This is a genomic window from Streptomyces sp. NPDC043726 (assembly GCF_056436565.1).
Genome location: NZ_JBWKCI010000012.1, coordinates 124,132 through 139,073 on the forward strand (window position 1 = coordinate 124,132; position 14,942 = coordinate 139,073).

A 14,942-nucleotide genomic window follows, 5' to 3' on the forward strand; every position below is an offset into this window, starting at 1 on the left:
ACAGGAGGCACGGGGGCCGCAAGCGATTCGGGCCGAAGAGCCGAACGGCTACCGCAGGCGCGCCATCAGCGCGTGCTCCACCAGCGTGATCAGCGTCGACTTCGCGTCCGCGCGGTGGCGGGCGTCCGTGGTGATGATCGGGGTGTCGGGGCCGATCTGGAGGGCCTCGCGGACCTCGTCCGGGTTGTACGGCTGGTTGCCGTCGAAGCCGTTCAGCGCGATGACGAAGGGGAGGCCGCTGTTCTCGAAGTAGTCGACCGCGGGGAAGCAGTCGGCGAGCCGGCGGGTGTCGACCAGGACGACCGCGCCGATGGCGCCGCGCACGAGGTCGTCCCACATGAACCAGAAGCGGTCCTGGCCGGGCGTACCGAAGAGGTACAGGATCAGGTCCTGGTCCAGGGTGATACGACCGAAGTCCATGGCGACCGTCGTGGTCGTCTTGTCTCCGGTGTGGGTGAGGTCGTCGATGCCTGCCGAAGCAGACGTCATGACGGCCTCGGTACGCAGCGGGTTGATCTCCGAGACGGCCCCGACGAACGTGGTCTTGCCCACGCCGAAGCCACCCGCCACCACGATCTTCGCCGAGGTGGTGGAGCGGGAAGGACCGCCGCTAGAGCTTGCGAAGTCCACTGAGCACCCTTTCGAGCAGTGTCACGTCTGGCTGGCCGCCGGCGTTCTCGTCGCCGCCGGGCTGATGGATGGCGACCAGGCCCGCCTCCGCCAAGTCGGCGACGAGGATCCTGGCCACGCCGAGAGGGATCGTGAGGAGGGCCGAGACCTCGGCCACCGACTTGATCTCCCGGCAGAGGTTGCAGATCCGCTGATGCTCGGGCAGCTGGCCCTGCATCTGGTGCGGCTGCGCGGTGGTGTGCACCAGTGCCTCGATGGCGAGCTGGTAGCGCGGGCGCGTCCGGCCGCCGGTCATGGCGTACGGGCGCACCAAAGGGTTGTTCGACGCCCCGGCGGGCGTCGGCTCAGGGGCGCGTCGCTGCGGCTGCACGGGCTGGATGCGCGGTGCCTGCGGCTGGTCGTACGGCCCGGGGCCCTGCGGCGCGTACGGCTGCTGGCGCCGCTGGCTCGGCGCGGAGGGGAAGTTGTACCGGTTCTGGGAACCGTCGTTCTGGCCCTGGGCAGGGCCGTACGACCAATTGCCCGATGACGAACCGTCTGGGGGTGTTGCCACTTTCTCTCCTCCTCCGACTGTGCCTGGCACCCATCACGTGGAAGCCGCGTCCCGAAACCTTACGGCCACGGGACGCCAAAACGCACCGTCTGTCTGTTAGTTGAGAAGGCTCCCTTGGAGCTCCGCACGCAGATCCGGGGTAAGGACCGTACCCGCACGGTCGACCAGAAGGGCCATCTCGTACCCAATGAGGCCGATGTCCGCCTCCGGGTGGGCGAGAACCGCGAGCGAGGAACCATCGGATACGGACATGATGAAGAGGAATCCTCGCTCCATCTCCACAACCGTCTGGTTCACCGCGCCGCCCTCGAAGATGCGCGAGGCACCGGCGGTCAGCGAGGTCAGACCGGAGGCGACAGCCGCAAGCTGGTCGGCGCGGTCGCGGGGAAAGCCTTCGGACATCGCCAGAAGGAGTCCGTCGGCGGAGACCACCACCGTGTGCGACACCCCGGGGGTGTTGTCCACGAAGTTGGTGATCAACCAGTTCAGGTTCTGTGCCGCCTGGCTCATCGGGCTCACACTAACGCTCCTGGTTGTAGGTGCTGTCAGGACCACTGTGCTGATTCCTAGTGGCCTGGCCGTTCGTTTCACTTCCCGCGCTGCGACCCCGCTGGACCCCGCGGCGCAGGTTGCTCAGCCTGCCCCGGACGTCCTCGGGAGCACGGGAGATCTGTGGACCGCCCTGGGGGGTGGTCTCGGCGGCTCCCTCGACCAGGTTGGCCTTGGGCACCCGCCGGGGCAGTCCGGAGGAGGTGACTCCGCCCGCCTTGGGCTTGCGGAGCTGTGCCGCCTGCTGCCAGCGATCGTCGTTCGCCGAACGCCAGCCGTTGTCAGCGGGATTCTCCGCGGGGGCCGGCGTCTCCTGGCTCACGGGCCGGGCGCCGTTCGTGCCGCTCGCGGTGGATCCGCGGCGGGGGAGCCCGGCGTCGGTCAGCTCGTGGGCGGCGGAGGGGGCCGGTCCCGGACGGTCGAAGCCTACGCGGTCGCGCTCACTTGCGTCAGCGGCCTGCACAGGTTCCGTTTCCGGAGCGTACTGGTCCGAGTAGCCGTTGCGGTAGTCGTCCTGCTGCGGCCAGTCATCCTGGTAGCGCCGCTCCTCGAAGGCCGGGAAGGACTCCGGGGCAGAGGCGTGCGGGGCCGCGGGCTCCTCCTGAGCGGACTCCGGATAGGAGGGCTCGGGGTAGCCGCCGCCGGACGAGAACGTGTCGTTCTGCGGCAGGCCGCCGTTCTGGGCGTAGTACGGCTCCTCGTACGACGGGCGCTGCTGCTCCTCGTACGTCGTCTGCGGGTCGTACGCCCCCTGCTGCTCGGGGAAGCCGCCGTGGCCGTTCGTACCGGCGTTGTCGTAGCCGCCCTGGCGGGTGAACTCGTCGTACGCCTGGCCCTCGGACCCCTCCTGGCCGGGCTGCGGGCCGTGGGTCTGGGCCTCCAGGGCCGCGCGGCGCTCCTCGCGCATCAGCGAGCGGCCTACGGGGTCCAGCTCGCGGGCGTCGTCCGGGACCTCGGTGTAGCGGCTGTCGTCGAAGCCGAGTTCGGCCGCCGTCCGCATCGGCTGACGGTTGAAGTCCTCACCCTGGAACTGCTGCTCCGGGATGATCTGCGAGACCGTGAACTCGTCCTGCATCGGGGCCGCCTCGCCACCACCACCGTGGGTGATCGCGTCGGGCAGCATGACCAGCGAGGTCGTACCGGCCTGCTCGCCGGAGGGGCGCAGCTGGACACGGATGCCGTGCCGGTCGGACAGCCGGCCGACCACGAACAGACCCATGCGCTGCGAGATCGCGGCGTCCACGGTCGGCGGGTTGGCCAGCTTGTGGTTGATGTCCGCGAAGTCCTCGGCGGTGAGGCCGATGCCCTTGTCGTGGATCTCGATCATCACGCGGCCGTCGGGAAGACGGGTCGCGGTGACGCGGACCTTGGTCTGCGGGGAGGAGAACGTGGTGGCGTTCTCCAGCAGCTCGGCCAGCAGGTGCACGAGGTCGGTCACGGCGCGGCCGTGGATCTCGGCCTCCGGGACGCCGGAGAGCTCGATGCGCTCGTACTGCTCCACCTCGGAGGAGGCGGCGCGCAGCACGTCGACCAGCGGAACCGGCTGGTCCCAGCGGCGGCCGGGCTCCTCGCCGGCGAGGACCAGGAGGTTCTCGCCGTTGCGGCGCATACGGGTCGCCAGGTGGTCCAGGCGGAAGAGGTTCTCCAGCTGGTCCGGGTCGGCCTCGTTGTTCTCCAGGTCGGTGATCAGGGTCAGCTGGCCCTCGATCAGCGACTGGTTGCGGCGCGACAGGTTGGTGAAGATCGCGTTGATGTTGCCCCGCAGCAGGGCCTGCTCGGCGGCGAGCCGGACGGCCTCGCGGTGGACCTGGTCGAAGGCGCGGGCGACCTCGCCGATCTCGTCGGTGGTGGTGATCGGGATCGGCGCCACCCGGGTGTCGACCCGGCCGGGGTCGGTGCGCGAGAGCTGGTCGACCAGCATCGGCAGCCGCTGCTCGGCGATGCCGAAGGCGGCGTTGCGCAGCTGGCGCATCGAGCGGCTCATCTGGCGGGCGACCATGCCGGCCAGGATGAACGCGGCGAGCAGGGCGACCACGACGGCGGCACCCACGATGAAGGCGTCGCGCTTGGCGTCGTCGGCGATCGTCGCGGCCTCGCTCACCGCGCTGTCGGCCATGTCCGACTCGATCTGACCGTAGGCGTCGTACTTGAGGGTGTTGACCGCCCACCAGTTCTCGGCGGTGATGCCCTTCGCTGCGAGCGCCTGGCGCTCGGCGGGGTCGGTGGTCTTCAGACCCGCGATGCCCCGGACCATGTCGGTGGACTTGGCCGGCGGCGGGACGTAGGTCTCGCCGGCCGCGGCGGCCTTCTGGGCGGCCTCCTTGGCCATGGCCGCGCCCTTGGCCTTCACATCGGCCTCGGCGTCGCTCAGCTTCTGCACGTCGGCCTCGGTGCCACCGCCGATGTACTCCTGGACGGCGATGCCCTCCAGGTAGGCGTACGAGGACAGCGCGACCTTCTGGCTGGCGAAGCTGCCGGCGCCGGGGCCGGGGTTGACCAGCATGTGCATACCGATGGAGCGCTGGAGCGACAGGGCGCCCTTGGTCAGCTCGATCGCGTAGACCGTACGGCCGTAGGAGGTGATGTTGCCGGTGCCGAGGCCGAGCTCGTTGGCGAACTCGGTGAGCGGGTGGGCGACGTCGACGTAGCCCTCCTCGGTCTCCACACCGGGACGCTTGGTGGTGTACGCCTCTTCGCGCAGGGTGGCCAGGTCAGGCTCGACCTTGCGGAACTGCGTCAGACGGCGCTCGAGACCCGCCTTGTCCGGCGTGTCCTGGGCCGCCTCGTCGAAGGCGTCGGCGGCCTCGTCCGTGGCCTTGCGGGCCGCGGCGACGGTGGCCTTGTCCTCGCTGGTCTGGGCGGAGCCCTTCAGCAGGGGCGCGGCGGTGATGTCGCGTTCCTTGTACAGGGCGTCCGCGTAGTTCAGGGAGGCCCGCACCAGACGCGCGGTCTTCTCCGCGTCCTCGGCCTCCTGCCAGGTGTCGATCGAGCTCTTCACCTGGAAGCCGCCCATGACCAGGCCGACCAGCACGGGTATGAGCAGGATCGCGTTCAGCCGGGTCGGCACCCGCCAGTTGCGCGGGGAGAGACGGCCGCCGCTCGGCGCGGGGGTGGCCGTCGGCTCCGAACCGGGCACAGGGGCGGGCGCCGCTCCGCGCGGCGGCGGGGTGAAGTTGCCCCGCGCCGACGGCTCGGGACCGTTCTTGCTTCGCCTCACTCGACCAACAACCTTCCGGCGGTCGGCACCTACGTTGTGCCGCAGTGTCTCAGAGCCCAGTACGTCATCGACTGATGAGTACGTCATTGACTATTGGGCAGTTCAGGCATTCCAGCACGTGGACCTGCGCACTTCCAAACACTGGAAAGCGCTGTTTGCACGTGATGTAAGCCCCAGATAAAACGGTCATAAAGAGCGAGCCCCGCCAAAAGGCGGGGCCTTCGTGCGCGCAGCGAGACGAGACGACCGCGACGCGTGGCGGTACCACCCGATTCCTCTGCCGAAACGTTATGAACACCGAAGCCGACCGTGTCAAAGGCCACAGCCGGCTCCGGGACATCTACGACAACTGCCGTACGCGACGGCTTACTTGATCGACTACCGCAGCCGTGCCATGAGGGCGTGCTCGACCAGGGTGATCAGCGCACTCTTGGCATCGGAGCGGTGCCGGGCGTCCGTCGTGATGATGGGGGTGTCGGGGCCGATCTGCAGGGCCTCGCGCACCTCCTCGGGCGCGTACGGCTGGTGTCCGTCGAAGCCGTTGAGGGCCACGACGAACGGCAGCCCGCTGTTCTCGAAGTAGTCGACCGCGGGGAAGCAGTCGGCGAGCCGGCGGGTGTCGACCAGGACGACCGCGCCGATGGCGCCGCGCACGAGGTCGTCCCACATGAACCAGAAGCGGTCCTGGCCGGGCGTACCGAAGAGGTACAGGATCAGGTCCTGGTCCAGGGTGATACGACCGAAGTCCATGGCGACCGTCGTGGTCGTCTTGTCCCCGGTGTGGGTGAGGTCGTCGATGCCCGCGCTCGCGGACGTCATGACGGCCTCCGTGCGCAGCGGGTTGATCTCGGAGACGGCGCCGACGAAGGTCGTCTTGCCCACGCCGAAGCCACCCGCCACCACGATCTTCGCGGAGGTGGTGGCCCGGCCTCCGTCAGAGCTTGCGAAGTCCACTGAGCACCCTTTCGAGCAGCGTCACATCCGGAGCGCCGCCGTTGTTCTCGTCGCCGCCAGGCTGGTGGATGGCGACCAGGCCGGCCTCCGCGAGGTCCGCGACGAGGATCCGGGCCACACCGAGAGGCATCGCCAGCAGCGCCGAGACCTCGGCGACCGACTTGACCTCACGGCACAGATGGCAGATGCGCTGGTGCTCCGGGAGCAGCCCCATGAGCGCTGCCGGGTCGGCCGTCGTGCTGATCAGGGCCTCGATGGCCAGCTGGTAGCGCGGCCGGGTCCGGCCGCCGGTCATCGCGTACGGACGTACCAGCGGCTGGTCGCCCTCATCCTCGTACGGCTCCGCGTACGGATCATGAGAGGCGTTGGGCGGGGTCATGAATCCTCCGGGCGGGACAGCAAGTTGGTCAGTCGTGCCGTCTGACGGGGGCCGGTGGGGGGACTGTGTCGGCCTGACGGTGATTTGGTGAGGCGGGTGGATCCGAGGTGGGTCAGTGGAGCAGACTGCCTTGCAGCTCGGCACGCAGGTCGGGCGTGAGTACCGCACCCGCCCGGTCGACCAACAGCGCCATCTCGTAGCCGACGAGGCCGATGTCGCACTCGGGGTGCGCGAGCACGGCCAGGGACGAGCCGTCGGAGACGGACATGAGGAAGAGGAATCCTCGTTCCATCTCCACAACCGTCTGCGCCACGTTGCCGCCCTCGAAGATCCGGGAGGCACCGGCCGTGAGCGAGGTCAGTCCGGACGCGACGGCCGCGAGCTGATCGGCTCGGTCGCGCGGAAATCCCTCCGACATCGCCAGCAGGAGACCGTCGGCGGACACGACGACGGTGTGGGACACCCCGGGGGTGTTGTCCACGAAGTTGGTGATCAACCAGTTGAGGTTCTGTGCCGCCTGGCTCATCGGGCTCAACTAACGCTCCTGCTGGTGAGTGGGGCTCGGGAAGCTGCCGGTCTGGCCGGTGCCGGCCTGGCGACCCTGCGCGATACCCCGACGGAGATTGGTCAGCCGTCCACGCACGTCATCAGGCGCGCGAGAGACCTGCGGACCGCTTTGGTGCTGTTGCTGCTGAGCCGTGCCCGGGACGAGGTTCGCCCGGGGCACTCGGCGCGGCAGGCCGGAGGTGGTGACTCCGCCCGCGGCCGGCTGCCGGACCCGCTCTGCCTGCCGGACGAGGTCGTCGTTCGGCGAGCTGCGCCAGGTACCGGTGTTCGAGGACCGCTGCGGAGCGGGAGCCTGCGGTGCCTGGGCCGGCGGGGTGGGCGTGGGGGCCTGCTGCTGGTTCTGCTGACCCTGCTGTCCCTGCTGGCCGTGGAACCAGTTGGTCTCCAGCGTGTCGTACAGCGGCGTGCGTCCGTCACCGGGACCTGCCGCGGGCGGCAGCGCCTCGGGCTCGGGACGGTTCGGCCGCTGCTGCGGACGCTGCGGAGCCTGCGGACGCTGAGCGCCCTGGGGTCGCTCGAACTGCCCCGGGCCGGAGGGGTTCTGCCGCCCCGGCACGGCGTGCTGTCCGGTCGAGCCGTTGTCGTAGCCCTGCGGGACGGGGAACTGGCCGGTCTGGTGACCGGTGGTGTCGTAGCCCTGCGGAGCCGGGTACTGGCCGGTGGACTGGTTGCCCGCCGAACCGTAGACGTCCGGACGCGCGAAGTCGCCGGAGTTCTGGCCCTGCGGAACGTTCGGCCGCGGGTACTGGCCGGTGTTCTGCGGGGAGTCGTACGACGGGACCTGGCGGCCGTTGTCGCGCGGGACCGCGGGCATCTCGGCCGTGTTGGCCGGGCCCTGCCGGTCGTCGATCCGCGGCATCCGGGAGGTCTGCGCCGGGTCCTGCTCGTCATGGCCGCGCGGGGTGTCCAGCGAGGCGCGCGGCACCGGCGGCTGGGCGTTCTCGTCGCTCCAGCTCGGCGTGCGCTGCTGTCCGGCACCGGCGCCCGGCAGCTCGGCCCGGGGGCCACCGCGGCCGCCCGGCAGCTGCGGACGACGGGCACGGCGGCCACCGCCGCTCTGCTCCTGGGGCGCGGACTGAGGCGCGGCCTGGGCCGGCGGCCGGCCGCCACCGAAGGCGTCCTGGCCCTGCGGCGCACCGTTGCCCGTGGGCTGCATGCCCTGCGGAGCGGCCGGAGCCTGGCCGAAGTTGGCGGGGGAGGGCGGGGCCTGGCGGTTCTGCGGGGGCCCGGCCGGAGCCTGCGGTCCACGTGGGGCGCCGGGCCTGCCGTCACCGTCACGTCCGGGCAGCGCGGCGCGCGGTCCCTGACCGGCACCGAGCCGACCGCCGGCGGGGGCACCGGCACCGAGGGCACCGGCGCTCGGGGCACCGGCGCCGACGGCACCGCCCGAGCGGCGGGCGGCGGCGACACCGGCGGCGGCCTGCGCGGCGGCGGGGCCGCCGGAGGCACCGGGGCCGCCCTGGCCGGGCTTGCCGGGAGCGGGCTTCTTGCCACCCTGGGCGACATCGACGGGGAGCATGACCAGCGCGGTCGTACCACCGGAGTCGGACGGGCGCAGCTGGATGCGGATGCCGTGCCGCTGGGACAGTCGGCCGACCACGAACAGACCCATGCGGCGGGAGACCGACACGTCCACGGTGGGCGGCGAGGCGAGCCGCTCGTTGATCGCCGCGAGGTCCTCGGGGGACAGGCCGATGCCGGTGTCGTGGATCTCGATCAGGACGCGGCCGTCGGGCAGCGCGTGACCGGTGACCTTGACCTTGGTCTGCGGCGAGGAGAACGAGGTCGCGTTCTCCAGCAGCTCGGCGAGCAGGTGCACGAGGTCGTTGACCACGCGGCCGGCCACTTCGGTGGTCGGCACGGAGGCCAGCTCGATGCGCTCGTACTGCTCCACCTCGGAGGCGGCGGCGCGGAGCACGTCGACCAGCGGGACCGGGCGGGTCCAGCGGCGGCCGGGCTCTTCACCGGCGAGAACGAGGAGGTTCTCACCGTTACGGCGCATGCGGGTGGCGAGGTGGTCGAGCTTGAACAGCGAGGACAGCTGGTCCGGGTCGGCCTCGCGGGACTCCAGTTCGGAGATGAGCGAGAGCTGACGCTGGATAAGGCCCTGGGAGCGGCGCGAGAGGTTGGTGAACATCGCGTTGACGTTGCCCCGCAGCAGGGCCTGCTCGGCGGCGAGGCGGACCGCCTCGCGGTGCACGTCGTCGAAGGCCGCGGCCACTCGGCCGATCTCGTCCCGGGAGTGCACACCGACCGATTCCACGGAGGTGTCGACGTCCTGCGGGTCCGACTCCGACAGCTGCTTGACCAGCTCGGGCAGTCGGTCGGTGGCGACCTTGGTGGCGGTCTCCTCCAGCCGGCGCAGCGAGCGGATCATGGAGCGGGCCACGACGAAGGCGCCGACCAGCGACACACCGAGCACGAGCAGGATCAGCGCACCGGAGATGATCGCGTCGCGCTCCGACTCGTTGCGCAGCTCGCGGGCCTTCTGCTCCATCTGCTCGAGCAGCGTGCGCTCGATGTTGGTCATCTGCTCGATCTTGATCGAGCTGTCGTCCACCCAGTCCTTGTACGAGCGCCGGTCCACCGTGGCCAGACCGCTGGTGATGGCGCGGTCGCCGTAGGTGTCGGTGGCCTGGATGGTCGAGTTGCCCTCTTCCACCGGCTTGAGCAGCTCGGCGGCGCCCTCACCGCCGTAGATGGCCTTGAAGCTGGCAAGTTCGGAGGTGCCGCTGGCCAGCGCCGACTGGGCGTAGAGCCGGTCGTTGTCGGAGAGGTTGCCGGAGGACTTGGTGTTCACCGGCAGGGCCGCGGCGAGCACCGCGCGCTGGATGGAGGCGTACTCCTTGGCGGAGGAGAAGGCCGCGAGCGCGCGGGTGCGCTGGATCATGTCCGGGTTGCTGGTCGCCTCGGCCATGTCCTGGGAGAGGTCCAGCAGGTGCTCGATCAGCCGGTGGTAGGCCTCGACGGACTGCGTGGAGTTGTCCTCGGCCTGGTAGGCGTCCCGGCGGATGCTGCTGAGGGTGCGCAGGTCACGGACGACACCGACGAGGGTGTCGTGGACGCCCTGGAGGTTGCCGTCGGAGGTGTCGACCTCCTCGGCGGACTCGATGAAGTTCTCGCGCAGCCGGTCGGTCTTGTCGCGGTAGCCCTTGACCGTGTAGTCGGTCGCCTTCGCGCCGTGCGCCAGCGGACCGGCCGACTGGTCGCGCTCCTCCTGGAGCGCGGCGGCCAGCTCGGTGGCCTGCTTGGTCATGTCCGTCAGCAGCTTCATGTTGTCGAGCTGCTGCATGTCGTCCATGGAGTCGCTGATACGCAGGGCGCCCAGCGAGGTGGCCGCGACGACCGGGAGGGCGAGCAGCGACACCAGGCGCGTGGAGATACGCCAGTTGCGCAGAGCTATTCGCGGGCCGGGGTTGGTGGGACCCTTCGGCGGCTTGACCGCCGGGGCCGTGGGGCTCGCCGGACCCGCGGTGGCCGTGCCGTCACTGGACGGACCCTGGCCCGGGCTCTGGGCGTGCTGGGGCGAGGGACTGCCGGCATTGGGGCCAGTCCCGCCGTGCAGCTCCGGCTCCGCCGAAGCACTGCCATCCCTCTTGAAACGTCCCTGCACTAGCGTCGCAACCTCTGGACCAGGCGTCCCTCCGCGCGAACGGAAGGACGGTGTCGGCGTTGTAGGGGACGTCCTGAATTACGTCCCCTGATGGTCGTGAGTGACCGGCGCTGGCTCCCCCCTCCGCCGCCGCTCGGCGCTCTGTCGCGCCCCTGTGCGCCGGCTCGATCCCGCGGCGGTCCGTGGAATTCCAGCACAGTGCAGGATCTCCAACAAGGGCCGTGGACCGAGCCGTGACCTAGGTGACACCTTGTGAGGGGTGGGTCACCGGACGTAGAAAGTGATCTCCCCTAAATCGGGCATAACCGAGCGAGTCGCCAAGGTGAGGGGGGTGTCCCAGTCGCCATGATCAGGAGCGGAATGATGGCTTCAGTGGGCCAATGTCCGTTTCGTTGCGGTGGGTTGTGGGCCTGATTTGACCGGTTTGAGTGTGAGCTCGTGAGCAAACTCACACGGAGATCATGGGGTCTTCACGTCTTCCCCGGGGAATCGGATGTTTAGCCTGGCGCTTTACAAGAGGGCGCGATCTGCCAAGCCTTCGCCCACCGGACACGACAGGGTTACGTACAACCGTGAAGACGACGATGATCCGCACGATAGCCAACCCGCGGCGCACGACGCTCGCCCACCTCGAGGACGCGGAGCTGCTGCAGACCGCGGTCCAGCAGGAGCACTCCGTCGATCTTCCGACCCAGACGGCCAACCCGCGCCGCACGGTCCTGGACACGTTGCCGGTCGCCGCCACCGCCGCGGAGTAATACCGACAGGCGTGAGGGCCGGGCCACGTTAGCCTGGAGCGTCAGACTCCAGCCGCTTCAAAGGGGCCCCGTGCGCATCGCCAGATTCTCCATCGACGGGAACGTCGCCTTCGGCGCGGTCGAGGGCGACAAGCCTGACGAGCTCGTCCTCGACATCATCAAGGGCATCCCGTTCGCGGAATTCGAGCTCTCCGGTACCAAGGTCCCGCTGAGCAAGGTCCGGCTGCTGCCCCCGGTGCTCCCCAACAAGGTCGTGGCCTTCGGCCGCAACTACGCCGAGCACGCGAAGGAACTGGGCAACGAGGTCCCGGACGCGCCCTTCGCCTTCTTCAAGCCGTCGACCTCGGTGATCGGCCCCGGCGACGAGATCCAGTACCCCTCCTTCTCCGAGGAACTGCACCACGAGGCCGAGCTGGCCGTCGTGATCGGCCGGATGTGCCGCGAGGTGCCGCGGGAGCGCGTCAAGGACGTGATCCTCGGCTACACCTGCGCCAACGACATCACGGCCCGCGACGTCCAGAAGCGCGAGAAGCAGTGGGCCCGGGCCAAGGGCTTCGACACCTCCTGCCCGCTGGGCCCCTGGGTGGAGACGGACCTGGACCCGGGCGACCTCACGATCCAGCTCACGGTCAACGGCCAGCAGCGGCAGCTCGGCCGCACCAGCGAGATGATCCACCCGATCGAGGATCTGATCGTCAACATCACCGAGGCCATGACGCTGCTCCCCGGCGACGTGATCCTCACGGGCACCCCCGCGGGGGTCGGCCCCCTCGCTGTCGGCGACGAGGTCTCCGTCAGCATCGAAGGCATCGGCACTCTCACCAACAAGGTTGTCAAGCGTGGATAGCGCACCCGCCTCCCCCGTCCGCGTCCGTTTCTGCCCGTCGCCGACCGGCAACCCCCATGTGGGCCTGGTCCGCACCGCCCTGTTCAACTGGGCGTTCGCCCGGCACCACGAGGGCACCCTGGTCTTCCGCATCGAGGACACCGACGCGGCCCGCGACTCGGAGGAGTCGTACCAGCAGCTGCTGGACTCGATGCGCTGGCTGGGCTTCGACTGGGACGAGGGCCCCGAGGTCGGCGGCCCGCACGCGCCGTACCGCCAGTCCCAGCGCATGGACGTCTACGTCGAGATCGCCCAGCAGCTCCAGGACGCCGGCTACGCCTACCGCTGCTACTGCTCCCAGGAGGAGCTGGACTCCCGCCGCGAGGCCGCCCGCGCCGCCGGCAAGCCGTCCGGCTACGACGGCCACTGCCGTGCGCTGACCGCCGCGCAGGTCGAGGAGTACAAGTCCCAGGGCCGCGAGCCGATCGTCCGCTTCCGGATGCCGGACGAGACGATCACCTTCACCGACCTGGTCCGCGGCGAGCTGACGTTCACCCCGGAGAACGTCCCGGACTACGGGATCGTACGAGCCAACGGAGCGCCGCTGTACACGCTCGTGAACCCCGTCGACGACGCCCTGATGGAGATCACCCACGTCCTGCGCGGCGAGGACCTGCTCTCCTCGACGCCCCGTCAGATCGCCCTGTACAAGGCGCTGATGGAACTCGGCGTGGCCAAGCGGATCCCGTCCTTCGGGCACCTGCCGTACGTGATGGGCGAGGGCAACAAGAAGCTCTCGAAGCGCGACCCGCAGTCGTCGCTGAACCTCTACCGCGAGCGCGGCTTCCTCCCCGAGGGCCTGCTCAACTACCTCTCGCTCCTCGGCTGGTCCCTCTCCGCCGACCAGGACATCTTCTCGATGGACGAGATGGTCGCGGCCTTCGACATCGCCGACGTGAACCCCAACCCGGCCCGCTTCGACCTGAAGAAGTGCGAGGCGATCAACGGCGACCACATCCGCATGCTCGAGGTGAAGGACTTCACCGAGCGCTGCGCGCCGTGGCTGAAGGCCCCGTTCGCCCCCTGGGCCCCGGAGGACTTCGACGAGACCAAGTGGCAGGCGATCGCCCCGCACGCCCAGACCCGGCTGAAGGTCCTGTCGGAGATCACCGACAACGTCGACTTCCTGTTCCTGCCCGAGCCGGTCTTCGACGAGGCGAGCTGGACGAAGGCGATGAAGGAGGGCAGCGACGCCCTGCTCCGTACGGCCAGGGAGAAGCTGGAGTCGGCGGACTGGACGTCCCCCGAGTCCCTCAAGGAAGCCGTCCTCGCCGCGGGCGAGGCGCACGGCCTGAAGCTCGGCAAGGCCCAGGCCCCGGTCCGCGTGGCCGTCACCGGCCGCACCGTCGGCCTCCCTCTCTTCGAGTCCCTGGAGATCCTGGGCAAGGAGAAGACGCTGTCCCGCGTCGACGCGGCGCTGGCGAAGCTCGCGGCCTAGCTCACCCACGTACGGAGGGGCGGTACCCGGCGGTTCCGGGTCCCGCCCCTCCGGCGTTCCCGGGACGCGTGCTCCACCCCCGGGTTACGGTCGGACCATGAGCATTCGCGCGGTGGTCTGGGACGTGGACGACACGATCTTCGACTACACCGCCGCCGACCGGGCCGGCATGCGGGCGCACCTGGCCGCCGAGGGTCTCCTGAGCGGCTACGGCAGTGTGGAGCAGGCCCTCGCGTGCTGGCGGGAGTTCACGACCCTGCACTGGGCCCGGTTCGCGGCCGGGGAGGCGTCCTTCGAGGGACAGCGGCGGGATCGGGTGCGGTCGTTCCTGGACGAGCCGCTGACCGACGACGAGGCCGACGCGTGGTTCCAGCGCTACATCGGGCACTACGAGGCCGCTTGGGCGCTCTTCCCCGACGTCCTGCCCGTGCTGGACGGCCTCGCCGGCAGTCATCGGCATGCCGTGCTGTCCAACTCCAGCCTGCACGTCCAGGACCGCAAGCTGCGGGTGCTCGGGGTGCACGACCGGTTCGAGGTGATCCTCTGCGCCGCGGAGCTCGGGGTCTCCAAGCCCGAGGCCGCCGCCTTCCTCGCGGCCTGCGACGCCCTGGGCCTGCCCCCGCACCAGGTGGCGTACGTCGGGGACCATCCGGAGATCGACGGACGGGGCGCCGCCGACGCCGGGTTGCTGTCGGTCTGGATCGACCGCGGCACCCTGTCCACGGGCACCGACGCCCCCGTCGGCCCGCACCGCATCGCCACCCTCGCCGAACTCCCCGCGATCCTCGGCGCGGATACCCGTTTTGGAGCCCCGTCCACCTTCGGGTAATGTTCTTCCTGCGCCGCCGGAGAGCGGGCCGAAAGGCCGGGAACCGGAGGCGCGAGCTAGAACAAGATCCCCTTCGGGGCTTGCGTTCCAGTGGCCTATGGTGTAATTGGCAGCACGACTGATTCTGGTTCAGTTAGTCTTGGTTCGAGTCCAGGTAGGCCAGCTCGCAGAGCTTATCTGCAAAGCCCCCGTTGTGTAGCGGCCTAGCACGCTGCCCTCTCAAGGCAGTAGCGCCGGTTCGAATCCGGTCGGGGGTACGGTGATCTTCTTCAGGTCGATCGCTAGGGCCCCCGTTGTGTAGCGGCCTAGCACGCCGCCCTCTCAAGGCGGTAGCGCCGGTTCGAATCCGGTCGGGGGTACGCACTGGTCTAAACCACATTGGTCTATGGTGTAATTGGCAGCACGACTGATTCTGGTTCAGTTAGTCTTGGTTCGAGTCCAGGTAGACCAGCTCGGACCTGCGGAAACGCAGGCTCCACGCCCCCGTTGTGTAGCGGCCTAGCACGCCGCCCTCTCAAGGCGGTAGCGCCGGTTCGAATCCGGTCGGGGGTACAACAAGGCGAAGGCCC

12 protein-coding genes and 5 tRNA genes are annotated in these 14,942 nt (G+C 69.7%); 9 read left to right on the forward strand and 8 right to left on the reverse strand.

Going from position 1 to position 14,942, the window contains the following annotated elements; genetic code table 11:
- Positions 1 to 48: 48 nt before the first annotated feature.
- The 8 genes from AC068Z_RS31565 to AC068Z_RS31600 form a co-directional block, all read right to left on the reverse strand.
- Entirely contained in the window at positions 49 to 630 is a 582-nt protein-coding gene (locus AC068Z_RS31565) for a GTP-binding protein (RefSeq protein WP_031224757.1), read from the reverse strand.
- Positions 611 to 1,183 (reverse strand): DUF742 domain-containing protein, encoded by a 573-nt coding sequence (locus AC068Z_RS31570; protein ID WP_478563285.1) that lies wholly within the window; start codon positions 1,181 to 1,183, stop codon positions 611 to 613. Before AC068Z_RS31570 ends, AC068Z_RS31565 begins: the two co-directional genes overlap by 20 nt.
- A 96-nt stretch (positions 1,184 to 1,279) precedes the next feature.
- Entirely contained in the window at positions 1,280 to 1,693 is a 414-nt protein-coding gene (locus AC068Z_RS31575) for a roadblock/LC7 domain-containing protein (RefSeq protein ID WP_003993185.1), read from the reverse strand.
- A gap of 10 nt (positions 1,694 to 1,703) precedes the next feature.
- Positions 1,704 to 4,949: a nitrate- and nitrite sensing domain-containing protein gene (locus tag AC068Z_RS31580; protein ID WP_478563288.1), complete on the reverse strand. Its 3,246-nt coding sequence runs from the start codon at positions 4,947 to 4,949 to the stop codon at positions 1,704 to 1,706.
- Positions 4,950 to 5,327: 378 nt separating this feature from the next.
- On the reverse strand, positions 5,328 to 5,903 hold the full coding sequence (locus AC068Z_RS31585; RefSeq protein ID WP_015657619.1) for a GTP-binding protein: 576 nt from the start codon (positions 5,901 to 5,903) through the stop codon (positions 5,328 to 5,330).
- Positions 5,884 to 6,282 (reverse strand): DUF742 domain-containing protein, encoded by a 399-nt coding sequence (locus AC068Z_RS31590; protein WP_285513623.1) that lies wholly within the window; start codon positions 6,280 to 6,282, stop codon positions 5,884 to 5,886. Before AC068Z_RS31590 ends, AC068Z_RS31585 begins: the two co-directional genes overlap by 20 nt.
- Before the next feature lie 112 nt (positions 6,283 to 6,394).
- Positions 6,395 to 6,808 carry a roadblock/LC7 domain-containing protein gene (locus tag AC068Z_RS31595; RefSeq protein WP_003973453.1) on the reverse strand — a complete coding sequence of 138 codons (414 nt, stop codon included), beginning with the start codon at positions 6,806 to 6,808 and terminating at the stop codon, positions 6,395 to 6,397.
- A gap of 9 nt (positions 6,809 to 6,817) precedes the next feature.
- A complete protein-coding gene (locus AC068Z_RS31600; RefSeq protein ID WP_478563295.1) occupies positions 6,818 to 10,462 on the reverse strand; it encodes a sensor histidine kinase in 3,645 nt (1,214 codons plus the stop codon).
- Between the two features lie 572 nt (positions 10,463 to 11,034).
- Here AC068Z_RS31600 and AC068Z_RS31605 point away from each other — a divergent pair.
- From AC068Z_RS31605 to AC068Z_RS31645, 9 genes are all read left to right on the forward strand, one after another.
- A complete protein-coding gene (locus AC068Z_RS31605; RefSeq protein ID WP_478563297.1) occupies positions 11,035 to 11,220 on the forward strand; it encodes a hypothetical protein in 186 nt (61 codons plus the stop codon).
- Between the two features lie 70 nt (positions 11,221 to 11,290).
- Complete coding sequence (locus tag AC068Z_RS31610) at positions 11,291 to 12,067, forward strand: fumarylacetoacetate hydrolase family protein (protein ID WP_478563299.1); 777 nt, start codon at positions 11,291 to 11,293, stop codon at positions 12,065 to 12,067.
- Positions 12,060 to 13,544, forward strand: a complete 1,485-nt coding sequence (gene gltX / locus AC068Z_RS31615) for a glutamate--tRNA ligase (protein ID WP_478563302.1) — start codon at positions 12,060 to 12,062, stop codon at positions 13,542 to 13,544. The genes AC068Z_RS31610 and gltX overlap by 8 nt, the downstream gene beginning before the upstream one ends.
- Positions 13,545 to 13,641: 97 nt before the next feature.
- Positions 13,642 to 14,373 carry an HAD family hydrolase gene (locus AC068Z_RS31620; RefSeq protein WP_478563305.1) on the forward strand — a complete coding sequence of 244 codons (732 nt, stop codon included), beginning with the start codon at positions 13,642 to 13,644 and terminating at the stop codon, positions 14,371 to 14,373.
- Between the two features lie 91 nt (positions 14,374 to 14,464).
- A tRNA-Gln gene (locus AC068Z_RS31625) sits at positions 14,465 to 14,536 on the forward strand.
- A 21-nt stretch (positions 14,537 to 14,557) separates the two neighbouring features.
- A tRNA-Glu gene (locus AC068Z_RS31630) sits at positions 14,558 to 14,630 on the forward strand.
- A 29-nt stretch (positions 14,631 to 14,659) separates the two neighbouring features.
- A tRNA-Glu gene (locus AC068Z_RS31635) sits at positions 14,660 to 14,732 on the forward strand.
- A gap of 20 nt (positions 14,733 to 14,752) precedes the next feature.
- Positions 14,753 to 14,824: transfer RNA gene (locus AC068Z_RS31640), tRNA-Gln, on the forward strand.
- Between the two features lie 28 nt (positions 14,825 to 14,852).
- Positions 14,853 to 14,925: transfer RNA gene (locus AC068Z_RS31645), tRNA-Glu, on the forward strand.
- Positions 14,926 to 14,942: the final 17 nt, after the last annotated feature.